Origin of the sequence: Bradyrhizobium sp. CCGUVB4N (assembly GCF_024199945.1) — a bacterium.
GTDB lineage: Bacteria > Pseudomonadota > Alphaproteobacteria > Rhizobiales > Xanthobacteraceae > Bradyrhizobium.
On the sequence record NZ_JANADP010000001.1, the window covers coordinates 6,496,922 to 6,513,377 of the forward strand.

The following is a 16,456-nucleotide window of genomic DNA, read 5'->3' on the forward strand; positions in this document are numbered from 1 at the left end:
TAGGCCCGCAATCTGGTCCCGGAGCCGCCCAAAATGCCCTTTCCGCATGCCTCGGAAGCCCTGTCACGCTTCACCGTGCTCGATCTGACCCGCGTCCGCTCCGGGCCCACCTGCGTGCGCCAGCTCGCGGACTGGGGTGCCACGGTGATCAAGGTCGACGCGCTCACCGAGGATTCCGGCGGTGAACAGCCTGGCGGACCGCGGCGGGGCTCCGACTTCCAGAATCTGCACCGCAACAAGCGGGCCATGACGCTGAACCTGAAGGACGAGCGTGGGCTCGCCGTCTTCAAGCGCCTTGCGGCCAAGGCCGACGTCGTCGTCGAGAATTTCCGGCCCGACGTGAAGAAGAAGCTCGGCATCGACTATGAGAGCCTGCGCGAGATCAACCCGCGCATCGTCTATGGCAGCATCTCCGGCTTCGGCCAGGACGGCCCCTATCACAAGCGGCCGGGCTTCGATCAGATCGCACAGGGCATGGGCGGGCTGATGTCGATCACCGGTGCGCCGGGCGAGGGCCCGATGCGGGTTGGCATTCCCGTCGCCGACCTCACCGCCGGCCTGTTCTGCGCCATGGGCATCCTCACCGCGCTGCTCGAGCGCGAGGTCTCCGGCAAGGGCCAGTGGGTCCAGACCTCGCTGCTGCAGGCCCAGATCTTCATGCTGGACTTCCAGGCCGCGCGTTGGCTCATGGAAAAGGAAGTGGCAAAACAGGCCGGCAACAACCATCCGACCAGCATCCCGACCGGCGTGTTCAAGACCTCGGACGGCTACATCAACATCGCCACGACGGGCGGGCGGATCTGGGAACGCTGCGCGCAGGCGATCGGCGCGCCGGAGCTCTACAGCCATCCCGATTATGCGACGGCCCCTGCCCGCTCCAAAAACCGCGATGCGCTCAACGCCGAGATCGAAAAGCGCACGGTGACGAAGTCGACCGAGACCTGGGTCCGCGAATTCAACGAAGCTGGCGTGCCCTGCGGGCCGATCTATGCCATCGACCAGATGTTCGAGGATGCGCAGGTCAGGCATCTCGGCATCGCCCAGGATGTGCCGAACGACGAGGACCGCCACATCCGCCTGGTCGGTCAGCCCGTGACGCTGTCGCGCACACCGAGCAAGATGGTGACGCGGCCGCCGGAATTCGGCGAGCAGACCGACGAGGTGCTCGCCGAATTCGGTTTCGATGCCGAGGAAATCGCGAAACTCAGGCAGGCCAAGGTGGTGTAGGCGTCGGCGCGGCCGCCCCGTAAAAAGGGCAGGCCCTTGCGGAGCCCGCGCCCAAATCCGCAAAAACCGGCGGCCTTGACTAGGCGATCAGGAGTTGTGCGCGTTGATCACCGCGCCGGCTTAGACGGCCACAACAGCGACCGCCGAGGCCTGGCTGCCATTCACGCTGAAGTACAGGGTCCGATTGCCTGCCTCAGGTCCGGGCCCGCGCGCGACGTCCTTATTTTTCTCGACAAAACAACGAGATAGATGCAATTCGCTGAGATGGGCGGCCGCGTCAACCGCGAATGGAAGAGAAGAACGTCGTCTGAATTGCCGCCTGATCCACACACGGCTCGCCCCGCACGTGCTCGGAGCCACTGGCGTGCTCGGGTACAAGCTAGTCCAGAGGCTGCCGGCGCCGAGGTCTCAGATTTTCGGAACGAATCGTCGCCAATTCAATGCTTCCGCAGGGAGGATGCGCCGCGCCCGCCTGATCCAGTTCTGCACCGATTGCGCATGCGCCGGCCGGAAGGCTCCGTTCGCAGAAAACTCGCCTTCGTATGCTCAGGATATGTAGCGGCATCGAGTAGGTGGACGCAGCCCTGCCCCGACGATCGGCAAGAACGGTATAAATACACCGCAAATTCTCCCCTCGGCAGTCCTCACTGCCCCGTCGAGGACGACGACTTGCGCTCCTCGCAAAAGGCCTTCAAGCATTCCCTAGTGTCCCTGGTCATCGCAAGCAGCCTAATCTGGCGGTCGGTATCGGCAATGCTCTCATCGAACGACATCGATGCGATTGCGCACACAGCGGATTTGCCTCGGCGGCTCACAGGAGGTGACTCGTCGACGATGCGGCTGATCAGCCAATCTACGTTGGCGTCGAGCTCGGCCGCCGGGACGACTTAGTTGTGCAGGCCTGCCGGCGGGCGCCCACTCGTTTGACAAGCCGCGGCGGCGCGACAGCAGGCTCAGTCCCTGTAGCGGGAAGTCGCCAACCTTCACCTCGGTCAGGCCGAAGACGACATCGTCGACCGCGAACGCCATGGCGGTCATGCAGAGCAGCCCCATACAGCTGGCGATTGCTGTCGCCCGACCCGCGGCCGCACTTGTCTTTCCGGCGGATTCCGAAAATACTCCCCACACCCGTAAGTGGTTCTACCTGCGGCATACCCGCCGCCAACGGCCGGTCTGCTATATTTCCGAACAATGGATCTTGTGAGGGGGTTATGAAGGGGATCATCCTGGCTGGCAGCGCCCGCTCGCGCCTTTGTCCGGTCGCAACCGCCATGTCTGGGCAACGCACCGGTCAAACGCACCAATGAGCAGCGCCGGAATGTTGGCCGAGACGGATCGCTTTGCGCGCCTGTTCGGCTTGATCGCCGTTCGCGCCGGCGAAGCCATCATGAGGGTCCGCGCGACGGCGAGCGATCCACAACACAAGAGCGATGGCTCGCCGGTCACCGCCGCCGATCTTCAGGCCGACGAGGTCATTCGGTCGTGCCTCGCACGCAACCTTGCGGACCTGCCCGTCATTACGGAAGAAACCTGCGACGGCGCCGTGACGATACGGCAACCGCGCTTCATCCTCGTCGACCCCCTCGACGGCACCAAGGAATACATCCAGGGAGCCGCCGAATTCACGGTCAATATCGCCCTGATCGAAGACGGGTCGCCGGTCGCGGGCGCGGTCTATGCGCCAGCCCTGTCCCAGCTCTATCTCGGCGGATCAAACGCCTACAAGCTGCATGTCGAACCCGGCTCGTGTGGCCCCTCGTTCAGCGACATGCAGACCATCGAGGTGCAGGTCCCCTCTCCCGAAGGCTTGCGGGCCGTCACGAGCCGGTCGCACCTCGACGAGGCCACCCAGGCATGGATCAGCCAGCGCCGGATCCGGGAACTGAAGCCCTCCGGATCGTCGCTCAAATTCTGCGCAATCGCAGAAGGTGCGGCAGACGTCTATCCGCGTCTGGCTCCCACCATGGAGTGGGATACGGCCGCAGGGCATGCGGTGCTGCTGGCGGCCGGCGGACGCGTTGTCGGCCTGGATGGAGATGACGTTCGCTACGGCAAGCCGGCCTACCGCAACGGACACTTCGTTGCCTGGGGCGGACACATCGGCGAATAGCGCAACTGGATCAAAAGAAAAACATGTTGCCCCGACATCTCCGCCGCCTCGAGGCTGAATCGATCGAGATCATGCGCGACGTGGTCGCCGAATTCAAAAAGCCGGTCATGCTCTATTCGATCGGCAAGGATTCGAGCGTGATGCTCCATGTGGCGATGAAGGCGTTTCATCCCGCCAGGCTCCCCTTCCCGCTGCTCCATGTCGACACGACGTGGAAGTTCCGGGAGATGATCGCTTTCCGCGACGAGACGGCCAGGCGCATCGGCGCCGATCTGATCGTCCATGTGAACAAGGAAGGCGTCGAGCGCGGCATCAGCCCGATCGCCTCGAGCTCCTCTTTGCACACCCAAATCATGAAGACCGACGCACTGAAGCAGGCGCTGGATCTCTACCAGTTCGATGCGGCCTTCGGCGGCGCAAGGCGCGACGAGGAGAAGAGCCGGGCCAAGGAGCGCATCTTCTCGTTCCGCTCCGCCGGCCATGTCTGGGATCCGCGCAACCAGCGACCGGAGCTATGGAACCTGTTCAATACCCGCATCCGGCAGGGTGAGACGATGCGCGTGTTCGCGATGTCGAACTGGACCGAACGCGACGTCTGGGAATACATCATGCTCGAGAACATCCCGGTCGTGCCGCTTTATTTCGCCAAGACGCGCCCCGTCGTGCGGCGCGGCGGCACGCTCATTATGGTGGACGACGACCGCCTCCCACTGGAGCCGAACGAGACGGCTGAAATGCGGATGATCCGCTTCCGTACATTGGGATGCTATCCCCTCAGCGGCGCGATCGATTCCAGCGCGACGACGATCAGGGACATCGTCGCGGAGATGCAGACGGCAACGGCCTCCGAACGGCAGGGCCGTCTTATCGACTCTGATGAGGCCGCCTCGATGGAAAAGAAGAAGCGCGAGGGCTATTTCTGATGGATGCCTCCGTTCTTCGCGAGCCGCATGCGACCGGGACCAAGGACCAGCTCCGCTTCATCACCTGCGGCTCGGTCGACGACGGCAAGTCGACCCTGATCGGGCGGCTGCTGCACGACAGCAAGCTGATCTTCGAGGATCAACTGGCCGCACTCGCGCGCGACAGCGCCAAGCATGGCACCACCGGCGACGACATCGATTTCGCACTCCTGGTCGACGGCCTCGAGGCCGAGCGGCAACAGGGCATTACCATCGATGTCGCCTACCGCTTCTTCACGACCCAGCGGCGCTCCTTCATGGTTGCGGACACGCCGGGCCACGAGCAGTACACGCGCAACATGGCCACCGGTGCCTCGACCGCGCAGCTTGCGATCATCCTGATCGATGCCCGCAAGGGTGTCCTGGTGCAGACCAGGCGCCATTCCTTCATTTGCTCGCTGCTCGGCATCAAGCACGTCGTCGTTGCCGTCAACAAGATCGATCTGGTCGATTACAAGAAGGACGTGTTCGATCGCATCGTCGGCGACTACGTCGCCTTCGCCACCGGCCTTGGCTTCTCCTCGATCGTTGCTGTCCCGATGTCGGCGCGCTACGGCGACAACGTCATCGAGCGCTCGGGCAATACCGAGTGGTATAACGGCCCTTGCCTGCTCGATTATCTCGAAAGCATCGACATCGCGAACGAGACGACCGGACTGCCATTCCGCTTTCCCGTGCAGTGGGTCAACCGCCCCAATCTCGATTTCCGCGGCTTCACTGGAACGGTGGCATCAGGCAGCATCTCGCCCGGCGACGAGATCGTGGTGTCAGCGTCCGGCCATGCGAGCCGCATCAAGGAGATCGTGACCTACGACGGCGAATTATCGAAAGCCGAGGCCGGCGATGCCGTGACGATCACGCTCCAGGACGAGATCGACATCGTCCGCGGCGACATCCTGGCGAAGCCGACCGAGCGTCCCGAGGTGGCAGACCAGTTCGCCGCCCATCTGATCTGGATGGATCAGGACCTGCTCGTACCCGCGCGCAACTATGTCGTCAGGATCGTCAACCAGACGATCACGTCGGCGAGCATCACCGCGATCAAATACCGCATCGACGTCAACACCCGCGAGCACCTTGCAGCGACCACGCTCGGCCTGAACGAGATCGCGTTCTGCAATTTCGCCACGGCGCTGCCGGTTGCCTTCGACCCCTATGAGGCCAACCGCCGGACCGGCGCCTTCATTGTCATCGACCGCTACACCAACCGGACCGTGGGCGCCGGCATGATCGCATTTCCGTTGCGGCGTGCCAGCAACATCGCCTGGCAGCCGCTCTCGATCGGCAAGGCCGAACGTTCCGCGCTCAAGAACCAGAAGCCACGGATCATCTGGTTCACCGGCTTGTCCGGTGCAGGTAAATCGACGATCGCCAATATTCTCGATCAGAAACTGTTCGCGACCGGCAACCACACCATGCTGCTCGACGGCGACAATCTCCGCCACGGGCTCAACAGGGACCTCGGTTTCACGGAAGCCGATCGGGTCGAGAATATCCGGCGCGTGGGCGAGGTCGCCAAGCTTATGGTCGACAGCGGCCTGATCGTGATCTGCTCGTTCATCTCCCCCTACAAGGCCGAGCGTGACATGGTCCGCGGCCTCGTGGCCGAGGGAGATTTCATCGAGGTGTTCGTCAACACCCCGATCGAAGAGTGCATGCGGCGCGACCCCAAGGGGCTCTATTCCAAGGCGAGGGAAGGCAAGATCAAGAACTTCACCGGCATCGACGCGCCTTATGAAGCGCCCGAACGCCCGGAAATCCGGCTGGAGACGATCGGTCACCGCCCGGACGAGCTCGCCGATCAGATCGTCGAGCTCCTCAGGCGCCATTGAGCCGCGTTAGGTTGACCTTGGGCTGAGGTCTCAGCCCTGCGGCCCCGGAAGCAATTCGTCGATGCGGCCGGTGGCCCGATAGGTGATCAGGCCGAGCCACTCGCGGACCGCGATGTTGGTGCGCGACAGACCGTCCTGTGCAACGTCCGAGAAAGAGAGAACGTCCCGTCCCGTGCCGACACGCCAATCGACCGGACAAGGCTCGACCGCAAATCCCACTTTCCGAAACAGACCGATCGACCTCGGCATGTGAAAGGCCGACGTCACGAGCAGCCAGCGCTCGCCGGGTTTCGGATCGACCAGGGCTTTGGTGAACAGCGCGTTCTCGTAGGTGTTGCGGGCGCGGCTTTCGAGGATCAACCGGCTCTTGTCGATCCCCAGGCTTTCGAACAGCCCGGCTGCGAAGTCGGCCTCCTTCGCCTCGCCGAAGATCAGGTTGGCGTTGCCGCCCGTATAGACCACGCGCGCGGTGGGATATTTCCGAGCCAGCGCAGCGGTGACGATGATCCGGTCGGACGCCGCTGTTACAACCGGCGTGCCGTGAGCCGCGGACAGATCGACGTCGATCGACGCACCGAGGACGATGATGCCATCCGGCGCGGCCTGGGATGGGCTCCAGGCCGGGAAGCGGGACTCCAGCGGATAGAGCAGCAGGTTTCCGACCGGTGCGAACCCGCATAACGCGAGCATCAATGCAGCCAGGACCAGAAGCGTGCGACCGAGCCTGAGGAATAGCGTCATGAGCAGGAGCGAGCCGAGTACGCCGAGGGCGATCAGGAAATTCAGCGGCAGCGCCATGATGCCGAGCGTCTTGGACAGAACGTAGAACACGATTTTCCTCCGGCCACAAAGATGGCCGTCATATCATCGATTGACGGAGGAAGCAGGCCTCGCCCCCAAGCCACCAAACGAGGTTCAGGCGCGAGCCAGGCGCGCGGCCAGTTCGGCGCATTGATTGCGGATGTCGGGAATCGCGATGATTTCCCAGAAGGCGGCACGCGTGAGGGGCCCAACGACGAAAAGCCGTTGGGACGGAGATCCGCTCCCGTCAATGATCGCGCAATCCGCGCTGACATCGATCCCGATGCCCAGTGGATCGATGCGTGCCCGTCCCTCCTGCAAGAGGCTGCGCACCACGGGATTTGCGGTCGCGCGTGGATCCTTCACCACGCCCGTGCAGTCCACGACGGCTCCGACCTGCGTCGTGTGGATGTCGCTGCCGCCGCGGGGGCGATATCGAACCGATACTCCGCCTTCGCCCGGCGTCACGGCGACAACTTTCGCTGCCATGACCTTCAGCTTCTGCTCGGAAAGAGCGCGTGCAATCCGCGCCTCCACCTCGGGCGCCATGCGATGACGGTGAACGTCCCACCACGCGCGCGCATGCTCGAGAAAGCGTCGCCGCGACGGCATCGAAAGCTCACGCCAGATTCGCTGGGTGTAGGGGCGAATGGCGTCGACGACGCTGCGCCAGTCGCCGCCATCGGCCATGTGCGCTTCGACCCTGCGCCGGAACCATCGGAACAGCTCTCCGCTCCCGTGTCCGAAGGGAACATCGGCCTCTTCGATGCGCATCGGCGGGACGCGCCGATGGGCCGTCGCCAGCAGACCGCGTCGCGACATCGCGACGATCTCTCCTCGATGGCCATCCCGCAGCAGCGACAAGACGTAGTCGACCATGGTCAATCCGGTTCCGAGAATGAGAACCGCGCCGTCCGTGTCCATTCCGACCGGCGGCGCCCAGGGATTGGCGTAAGCGCCCGGCTTTGGCTCCGCCGTATCGTGGCCGGTCGCGAGGACCGCGATTTCGCCGGTCAGGCGCTGACCGCCGGCCAGAGTCACCTCCACGCTCGCGGCATTTTCCCGAACCTCGACACAGGTGTCCTGGACGATCGTCAGTCTGCGCGAATTGCTCGCGATGATCGGCTCGATCAGGCTTGCGATATAGGTTCCATAGACCCGCCTGGGAACGAAGCAGTAGGGATCGGGACAGATGGCGATATCTTGCGACGCAGCCCATCGCCAGAAATGGTCAGGCTGATCCGGCAGCGCACTCATATTGGCTGCCCGAACATTGAGAAGGTGGTCGGGATTCCCGGTGTGGTAGGCCAGACCTCGCCCGATCTCGGCGCGTGTTTCGATCAGCGTGACTCGGAAATTCGAAGCCGGTTGATGCAGAAGCTGGTGCGCGAGGAGGACACCGCTTGCCCCGCCCCCTATGACAATTGCGTGTCGACTAGCGGACTGAGACATAGACTTGCAAACCATCGTTGGTGCGCGTTACGAGCCTCGTCATATACCATGGGATGTTTTGCAACCGATCGCAACCCGGCACCGATATCCGATGCGGTCGTCCGATCAACGACAAAGCCCGGCGCGAGCCGGGCTTTGCAGAGGCGAATTCGTTTCTCTCAGTACTTTCTCTTAGTACTTGGCAACCACCGGGCTAGCGAACTTGTAGTTCACGCCGACCCGGAGGATGTTGTCGGTGATACGCGAACTGTAGTTGAATTGTTGCTCAGTCCTAGCGCGATGTCGTCCTGGGCCGTTGCGTCCATCCGACGCGGCCAAGCAACGCGTCGATCGCCGGCCAGAACAGCAGCACGATGGCCAGCGTCGTGATCGAGCCGACCAGCCCGTTCGACCAGAACACCTTCAAGTCGCCGCCTGAGCCGATCATCGAGAGGCGGAAGGCGTCCTCGGCGCGGTTGCCGAGCACGAGTGCCAGCGTGAACGGCGCCAGCGGAATGCCGATCTTCTTGAAGACGTAGCCGACGACACCGAAGCCGAGCATCAGCCAGATGTCGAACATCGCATTCTGGATCGCATAGGCGCCGATCGCGCAGGACACCACGATCATCGGCGCGACGGCCGCGAACGGCACGCGCAGGATCGAGGCGAAGATCGGCACCGTGGTCAGCACCAGCACGAGCCCGACGACGTTGCCGAGATACATCGAGGCGATCAGGCCCCAAACGAAATCCTTGTGCTCGACAAACAGCAGCGGTCCGGGATTGAGCCCCCACACCATCAACCCGCCGAGCAGGATCGCAGCCGTGCCGGAGCCGGGAATGCCGAGCGCCAGCATCGGCAGCAGCGCCGAAGTGCCGGAGGCATGCGCGGCCGTCTCCGGCGCGAACACGCCCTCGATGCGGCCCTTGCCGAAACTCTCGGGCTCCTTGGCAAAGCGCTTGGCCAGATTGTAGCCCATGAAGGACGCCGCGATCGCGCCGCCCGGGGTAATGCCGAGCCAGCAGCCGATGAAGGAGGAGCGCAGCAGCGTCACCCAATATTTCGGCAGGTCCTTCCACACGCTCAGCACCACGCGCAGCGAGATGCTCGCCGCATGCCCTCGCAGCGCCAGCCGTTCCTCCATCGTCAGCAGGATCTCGCTGATGCCGAACAGGCCGATGACGGCGACGAGGAAGTTGATGCCGCGCAGGAGCTCGGACGAGCCGAAGGTCATGCGCAACTGGCCCGACACGGTGTCCATGCCGACGCCGGCGAGCAGAAGCCCGAGCGACATCGAGATGACCGTCTTGTGCTTGGCCTCGCGCCCGAGGCCGACGAAGGAGCAGAAGGTCAAGAGATACACCGCGAAGAACTCGGGCGGGCCGAACTTCAGCGCGAAGGACGAGATCATCGGCGCCAGGAAGGTGATGAGCAGCACCGCGACCAGCGAACCGATGAAGGACGACGTGAACGCCGCGGTCAGCGCCTCGGCCGCCCTGCCCTGCTGCGCCATCGGATAGCCGTCGAAGGTGGTCGCGACCGACCAGGCTTCGCCGGGGATGTTGAACAGGATCGAGGTGATCGCGCCGCCGAACAGCGCGCCCCAATAGATGCAGGACAGCATCACGATCGCCGAAGTCGGATCCATCGTGAAGGTGAGCGGCAGCAGGATCGCGACCCCGTTGGGGCCGCCGAGGCCGGGCAGCACGCCGACGAAGATGCCGAGCACGAGCCCGACCATCATCAGCACGAGCGTCTTCCACGTCAGCAGAACGGCGAAGCCGTGAAGCAGGAGACCAAAAGCTTCCATCGCGGGTCCGCCTAGTAGCCGAAGGCCGCTTCGAGCGGCCCCTTCGGCATGATGACGTCGAAGGCGATGTCGAAGGTGACGAACATGATCGCCGTGAACAGGAAGGCCGTGAGCAGCGACTTCCACAGCGCGATCTTGCCGATCGCCCGCATGAAGCCCGCGATCAGCAGGAAGCTCGCGACGTAGAGGCCGAAGAACTGCGTCACCACGCAGAACAGCAGCGTCGGCACGAACACCGCCATCACCCGGCGCGCCTGCGCACGCGTGACGAAGGTGTCCGCGGCCCCGCGGCGCGCGACCAGCGCGGCGATCAGGCCGTAGAGGCTGCCGCCGCCGAGGATGAGCGACAGATAGAACGGGAAATAGCCGGGCTCGGGCCCGGTCGAGTCCCAGGAGGCACCGGAGCGCCAGTTGTCGTAGCCGAGGGTCGCGGCCAGCGCGAGCAGCAGGAGGCAGACGATGATTTCGACCGTGCCTGAGCTCGTGACGGAGGAGGAATTCTCTTCAGGCGCGGTCGGATCGTCGACGACGATTTCAAGATCGGTTTGGGACATGCTCTGCCAGATTAAATTACGCTGTCATCATCCGCGAAAGCGGATGATCCAGTACGTCGTGCAGAAGCCGTCTTTCGTCGAACTCTGTGCAAGACTGGATGCCCCGCCTTCGCGGGGCATGACGTGGAGGATGTGGTCACTTCGCGACGAAACCTGCTTCGGTCATCAGCGCCTTGTTCTGCGCATCGTCCTCCTCGAGGAATTGCACCATGTCCTTGCCGGTCAGGAAGATCGGCTTCAAGGCCTGCTTTTCCATGTAGTCCTTGTACTCCGCGGTCTGCGTCACCTTGTGGAACAGCTCGACATAGAACGCCTGCTGCTCCGGCGTGACCTTGCCGGGCAGGAACATCGCGCGCAGCATCAGATACTGGACGTCGACGCCCTCCTCCTTGCAGGTCGGGATGTCGGCCCAGGACTGCGTGTCGGTCACCTTGCTGGTGTAGGAGATGCGCTCCTTGTCGAACACGCAGAGCGGCCGCACCTGGCCGGCACGCCAGACCTCGAGATTTTCGCTCGGGTTGTTGACGTTGGATTCGGTGTGGTTGCCGACCAGCTGGGTCGCGGCCTCGCCGCCGGACTTGTAGGGCAGATAGGAGAATTTCGCGCCGGTCTTCTGCTCCAGGAACACGGTCAACACGTGATCCTCGCGCTTGGAGCCGGTGCCGCCCATCTTGAACGGGGCGCTCGCCGCCTTCGCGGCCGCGACGAACTCCTTCACCGTCTTCGGTCCCGCGCTGTTGTCCCACAGCACGAACTGGTCGAGCGCGATCACCGAGACCGGGGTCAGCTCGCGCCAGTTGAACGGGATCTTGGCCGACAGCGGCAGCATGTAGATCAGCGAATAGGCGATCAGCACCTTGTTCGGATCGCCCTCGCTGGACTTCATGTACATCAGCGCTTCCGCGCCGGACGCGCCGCCCTTGAGCGAGACCACAATGGGCTGCTTCATCAGATTGTTCTTCTGGATCGCGGCCTGCATCATCCGCGCCATCTGATCGGAGGCGCCGCCCGCGCCCGCCGCCACCACGATCTCGACGGGTTTGGTCGGTTCCCAGCCGGCGGTCGCCGGTGCGACCCAAAGCGCAGCCGCCAGGGTCATTGCGGCCTTCATTCCATGTCCCACGCGCGTCTTCCTCAATTCCAGTCTATGTTCTTGTTCGGATTGGCAATTCGTGAAAGCCAAAGACCAGCTGCATTGTGCGGGCGAACGCCGGCCAGTTCAAGCCGCCCGGCGTCGCACCGCTTATGACTTTGGAATGAGACCGATTGCAAGCGCCGCCGGCCCGCAAAAAAGCGCGGACCCCTTGCGGAGCCCGCGCCCGGTTCGCAAGGCCGGTGCGGCGACGGCTACACGATCAGGATGTCATGCGGATTGATCACCGCCGCGGCCTGGACTGCGACGATCGCATGCGCCGAGCCTTGCGTCCCGTCCGCGCTGAAATAGAGCGTCTGGTTGGCCGTATCGAAGTGGAATTCGGCCGCGCCGGTGAACGTATCGTCGGCCGAGCTTTCGAATATCGACGTCACGTCCATGCCTGCCGTCAGGCCGCCACCGAAGCCGCTCGCCGAGATCGCGATGCGACCGTGCTCGGTGGAGGTGTTGAAGTCGGTGATCTGGCCGGGCGCGGTCGGCGGCTGGAAGAAGGCGAAAGTATCGTTGCCGCTGCCGCCGGTCATGACATGACCGGCCGGCGTTCCGATCAGGACATCGTTGCCTGCGCCGCCATTCAGAGCCTCGGTCCCGTTGGTAGCGATGAGGATGTCATCGCCGCCGGTCCCGTTCAGCACTGACGCGCCGGCTGCGTTGTTGATGATGGTCGCGGTTGCAGTATTGGCCGATGTCGTCATCCCGTCCGAAGCCGTGTAGTCGAACGAACCGCCGGGCGTAGCGTCGTCGGTGAAAGACGCCTGACCCAAAGTTACGCTTGCGCTGCCGCCCGAGCTCGCCGTGATCGCGCCGAGCGCGAGGTGGTCCGTCGTATCGGGGTCGGTGTCGTTCAGCGCCAGCGCCCAACCGGGGATCGCGACGGAGCCGCCGGCACCGACATCCGTGACCACGGTTTCGCCGACCGCGGTCGGCGCGTCATTGGTGCCGTCGAGGGTCACCGTGACATCCTGCGTGGCCGTACCGCCATGACCATCGTCGATCGTGACGAAATAGTCCTGGGTCAGCGTCTGGCCCTGTGCCAGGAACTGGATGTCGGCGTTGTTCACCGTGAAGTGCCAGCCGACCGATCCCGTTCCTCCGGACTCGCTGAGCGGATCGAGCGAGAACGTGCCGAGATAGCCGCCGCTCGCCGGCGCGAAGCTCGCGGTGTGCGTATCGCCCGTCTCTGCATCGGAGAACGAGATCGAACCCGCGGAGGATTCGGTTGGGGGGCCCATCGCCGGATTGACGTTGACGGAGTCCAGGATCATACCGTCGGCATCGTCTGCATAAGAGAATTGCAGGGTCGACGTCGAGAGCAGGGAATCTCCGGAAACCTCGAAGGCGTAGTGATGGATTCCTGGCGCGACGTCGCTCACTGACATGAGACTGACGCCGTCCCAGGTCAACGAGAACGGGGTACTGAAGCCTTCGGGATCGCCGATGAGATCGAAACTGAGGAAATAGTGCTGTCCCGGCGTGGTCGCGACGTTTTGGGACAATGTCTCCTCGCTGCCGGTCGGTGCGAGTTGTACCGAGTAATGGCCGAAGCTGCCGCCGACCTCGAGCTGTGCGACATGGATGTGCGAACCGCTGGTGGACCAGCCCGACAGGTCGCCGGTCTCGAAATCGCCGTTGACGATTGCCGCGGGGCCAGCGTCTTCAGTGACCGACCCGCTCACATTGGCGGCCATGACGATCGGGAAATCGTCGGCGCCTGCAATGTTGAAGGTCAGCGTCGTCGTCGCCTGATGGCCCTGGCCATCATCGACCGTGAAGTTGAACTGGTCGCTGACATGGTCGCCGGCCTGAAGCGGATCGACCGAGGCATTCGCGTAGTAGGCGTAGCTGCCGTCCGCGTTGAGTTGCAGAGAGCCATAGGTGCCGGCGACCAGCGCGCCGACATTGGCCGCGCTGCCGTTCACCTCCGAGATGTTGCGCGGCATCGACAGGTCGACCGGATGGCTCGCATCGGCGATGGCACCACTGGCAAGCAGGGCGCCGGTATCGGCAACTGACGTGTCGGACGTATCCAAGCTCACCGGACTCACCAGCAGCGGATCAGACGCGCCGTCAATCGTCACCGTCACCGTCTGTGTCGAGCTTGTCGTCGCGTCGGCGACGATGACGTCATACTGCACGGTGAGGGTTTCGCCGAGACTCAGGAAGTCGAGGTCGGAATCCTTGATAGCGAAGCTCCAGTCGACGCTGCCCGTGCCCGCTCCGGTCGAATCATGCAGTGCCGTGGCGAGCGCATTCTGGAGGTCCGCGAGCGTATCCGGCGGCACGAAGCTGGGATTGACCGACCACACCGCAGAATCCAGCGCGACACTGACGGAATGGGCGTCCGACAGATCGACATCATTGAAGCTCAGCGTTCCCGTCGGCACTGGGCTCGTGGTGTCGATGGCGCTCGATCCGGTCACGCCGGGCTGCTCGGACAGCGACGCCGATTGCGGCCCGCTGGTGATGACGGGTGCATCATTGGCGCCGGTGATGACGACGGAGACGGTCTGGGTCGAGCTGGTCGAGCCGTCCGCGACCTTGATGTCGTAGTTCACCGTCAGCGTCTCGTTGGCCGCGAGATAATCGAGATCCTTGTCGGGAATCGCAAAATTCCAGTCGATGCTGCCCGTGCCTGTGCCTGCGGAATCGTGCAGCACCGTCGTCAGCGCCGCCGCAAGATCGGCCTGCGTCGCGGCCGGCGGCGTCGCGCCGGAGGTCGAATCCAGCGTCACGGCCACCGTGTGCGTGTCGCTGGTGTCCTGGTCGGTGAAGGCGAGCGTGCCGGCCGGCGTGGTCGGCGTCGTGTCGGGCGCGGACGAACCCGTGGTGGCGTCCTGCTCGGCCACGGTGGAGGATTCTGGAGCGCTGGTGATGACGACGGGATGATTGACCCCGAGGATCGTGATGGCGACGTCCTGCGTGGCGGTGCCGCCGTGACCGTCGTCGACCGTGACGTGATAGACGAGCTTGAGCGTCTCGCCATTGCCAAGGAAGTTGGCCTCGGAATTGGGAAACGCGAAATTCCAGTCGATATCGCCGATCACATGCCCGGTCGAATCGTGGAGCGAGGTGCCGAACGCGGCCAGCAATTGCGCATTGGTCAGCGGGATCGCGCCGCCGCCCGAACGGGTCGCCGTCACCGTCGTCGAGACAGTATGCGCGTCGGCGAGATCGATGTCGGTGAAGAGCAGGCTGTCATGCGCGGTCAGATTGCCGGTCGGATCGACATGATGATCCTCGACGAGGGCGGCCGATTCCGGGCACGACAGGAACGCCGGCTTGTCGTTGGTGCCGATCACGGTGACCGTGACCGTCTGCGTCGAGAGTCCACCGGCATGATCGTCGAGTTGCACGGTGTAGGTGATGTCGAGATGCTGGCCGGCCGCAAGATAGTCGAAGGCGAGGTCGGGCGCCGAAAAAGTGGTGTTGATGGTGCCGGCGCTCGAGCCGGAATTCTTGATGACATTGTCGACATGATAGAACGCCATCAATTCGGCGTCGCCGAGCGCGCCCGGCAACAGGCCCGCGGTGGCGCCGGATGCGGATACGCCGATCACGGTCGCGGTGTGGCCGGTGTTGGTGAGATCGTCGTCGGTGAAGTTGAGCGCGACGTGGACCGTGTCGGGCGATAGCGACAGCGTCTGGTTGGCCTGCTCGCTGACCGTCGCCGTCGTCGTCATGTTGATGACGGGCTTGTCGTCGGTGCCGGTGACGGTGACCTTGACGGTCTGGATCGCGGTGCCGCCGTGATTGTCGGAAACCGTCATGTCGTAGGTCAGAACCAGCGTCTGGTTCTTCGCAAGGAAATCGAAATCCTCATCCGCGTCGCTGAAATTCCATTTGAGTTGGCCCGAGCCGTTGGAATCGCCGAGAATCTGCGAATGCATCGCAGTCTGGAAATGCGCCAGGGAGGCCGCCGGAATGATCGTTCCGCTGGACAGCACCGCCGACTGCAGCGTCGCCGACGTGGTGTGGATGTCGGTCTTGTCGCTGTCCTTGAAACTCATCGTGCCTGACAACGTGTGCAACGTCGTGGAATCGGTGGTGTCGGCGAATTCGGTGAAGCTGCCCGTTGTGGATGAGGACGTGAAAACCGGCGTATGATTGGTCATGGAAAATCCCTGCCTGCGTTTGTCATCAAGGCGCAGCCGCACGAGGGCACGGCGACGCAACTAATCGCGTCCGCAAGATCGGACGTGACTCAACGTTCGGGAATCAAAGGCCTTGGCTTAAGGGTCTTGGCTTAGGAGTTTGGCTCAGGAGCTTGGCGTGTTCGCGATGCCGTGCCTGGCTTCGGGAGGTCAGCAGCAATGAATTTTGGCGCGGCTCGCGTCGTCGAAAGCTAGTTCATTACGTCTACAGTTCAATTTCAGTTCAATGACGTCGGGTTGCAGCAAGGTCGGCCGGAACGCTTCACGCAATTCACGTCACTCAATTTGACTGGACTTGAAATCACTTGCCGGCCGGCCCGTCAAAAATGCGAGACGGCCCCATGCAACCTCTGCGATATTATGCCCGGCCGCATCGCGGCGTCAACGTGAACGCGCAAGAGCGCACGCTTGCAATTGCGGTTCCG

The 16,456-nt window shown here is 63.4% G+C and carries 10 protein-coding genes and 1 pseudogene; 4 read left to right on the top strand and 7 right to left on the bottom strand.

Features of this window, described 5'->3' with window-relative positions; genetic code table 11:
* The first annotated feature begins 33 nt into the window (after window positions 1-33).
* Window positions 34-1,227 (top strand): CaiB/BaiF CoA-transferase family protein, encoded by a 1,194-nt coding sequence (locus NLM31_RS30165; RefSeq protein ID WP_254194652.1) that lies wholly within the window; start codon window positions 34-36, stop codon window positions 1,225-1,227.
* 644 nt (window positions 1,228-1,871) lie between these two features.
* Here the strand turns inward: NLM31_RS30165 and NLM31_RS30170 are convergent.
* Window positions 1,872-2,340 (bottom strand): annotated as a pseudogene (locus NLM31_RS30170) (enoyl-CoA hydratase/isomerase family protein); the annotation flags it as partial.
* Window positions 2,341-2,545: 205 nt separating this feature from the next.
* Here NLM31_RS30170 and cysQ point away from each other — a divergent pair.
* From cysQ to cysN, 3 genes are read left to right on the top strand one after another with little or no spacing between them, the layout of a single operon-like run.
* Window positions 2,546-3,337 carry a 3'(2'),5'-bisphosphate nucleotidase CysQ gene (cysQ, locus tag NLM31_RS30175; RefSeq protein ID WP_254194653.1) on the top strand — a complete coding sequence of 264 codons (792 nt, stop codon included), beginning with the start codon at window positions 2,546-2,548 and terminating at the stop codon, window positions 3,335-3,337.
* Window positions 3,338-3,360: 23 nt separating this feature from the next.
* Window positions 3,361-4,260 (top strand): sulfate adenylyltransferase subunit CysD, encoded by a 900-nt coding sequence (cysD, locus tag NLM31_RS30180; RefSeq protein ID WP_254194654.1) that lies wholly within the window; start codon window positions 3,361-3,363, stop codon window positions 4,258-4,260.
* Entirely contained in the window at window positions 4,260-6,131 is a 1,872-nt protein-coding gene (cysN, locus tag NLM31_RS30185) for a sulfate adenylyltransferase subunit CysN (RefSeq protein ID WP_254194655.1), read from the top strand. The genes cysD and cysN overlap by 1 nt, the downstream gene beginning before the upstream one ends.
* Before the next feature lie 30 nt (window positions 6,132-6,161).
* Here the strand turns inward: cysN and NLM31_RS30190 are convergent, their stop codons facing one another.
* The 6 genes from NLM31_RS30190 to NLM31_RS30215 all read right to left on the bottom strand — a co-directional run bounded on the left by NLM31_RS30190 (window position 6,162) and on the right by NLM31_RS30215 (window position 15,992).
* Entirely contained in the window at window positions 6,162-6,962 is an 801-nt protein-coding gene (locus NLM31_RS30190) for a YdcF family protein (protein WP_254194656.1), read from the bottom strand.
* A gap of 84 nt (window positions 6,963-7,046) precedes the next feature.
* The gene (locus NLM31_RS30195) at window positions 7,047-8,384 is read right to left on the bottom strand and encodes an FAD/NAD(P)-binding protein (protein WP_254194657.1); all 1,338 of its coding nucleotides are present in this window, start codon (window positions 8,382-8,384) and stop codon (window positions 7,047-7,049) included.
* A 271-nt stretch (window positions 8,385-8,655) separates the two neighbouring features.
* Window positions 8,656-10,173, bottom strand: a complete 1,518-nt coding sequence (locus NLM31_RS30200) for a tripartite tricarboxylate transporter permease (RefSeq protein ID WP_254194658.1) — start codon at window positions 10,171-10,173, stop codon at window positions 8,656-8,658.
* Window positions 10,174-10,184: 11 nt separating this feature from the next.
* Window positions 10,185-10,727, bottom strand: coding sequence for a tripartite tricarboxylate transporter TctB family protein (locus NLM31_RS30205; protein WP_254194659.1), 543 nt, complete (start codon window positions 10,725-10,727; stop codon window positions 10,185-10,187).
* A 136-nt stretch (window positions 10,728-10,863) separates the two neighbouring features.
* Window positions 10,864-11,838 carry a tripartite tricarboxylate transporter substrate binding protein gene (locus NLM31_RS30210; RefSeq protein WP_254194660.1) on the bottom strand — a complete coding sequence of 325 codons (975 nt, stop codon included), beginning with the start codon at window positions 11,836-11,838 and terminating at the stop codon, window positions 10,864-10,866.
* 236 nt (window positions 11,839-12,074) lie between these two features.
* Complete coding sequence (locus tag NLM31_RS30215; RefSeq protein WP_254194661.1) at window positions 12,075-15,992, bottom strand: VCBS domain-containing protein; 3,918 nt, start codon at window positions 15,990-15,992, stop codon at window positions 12,075-12,077.
* Window positions 15,993-16,456 lie beyond the last annotated feature (464 nt).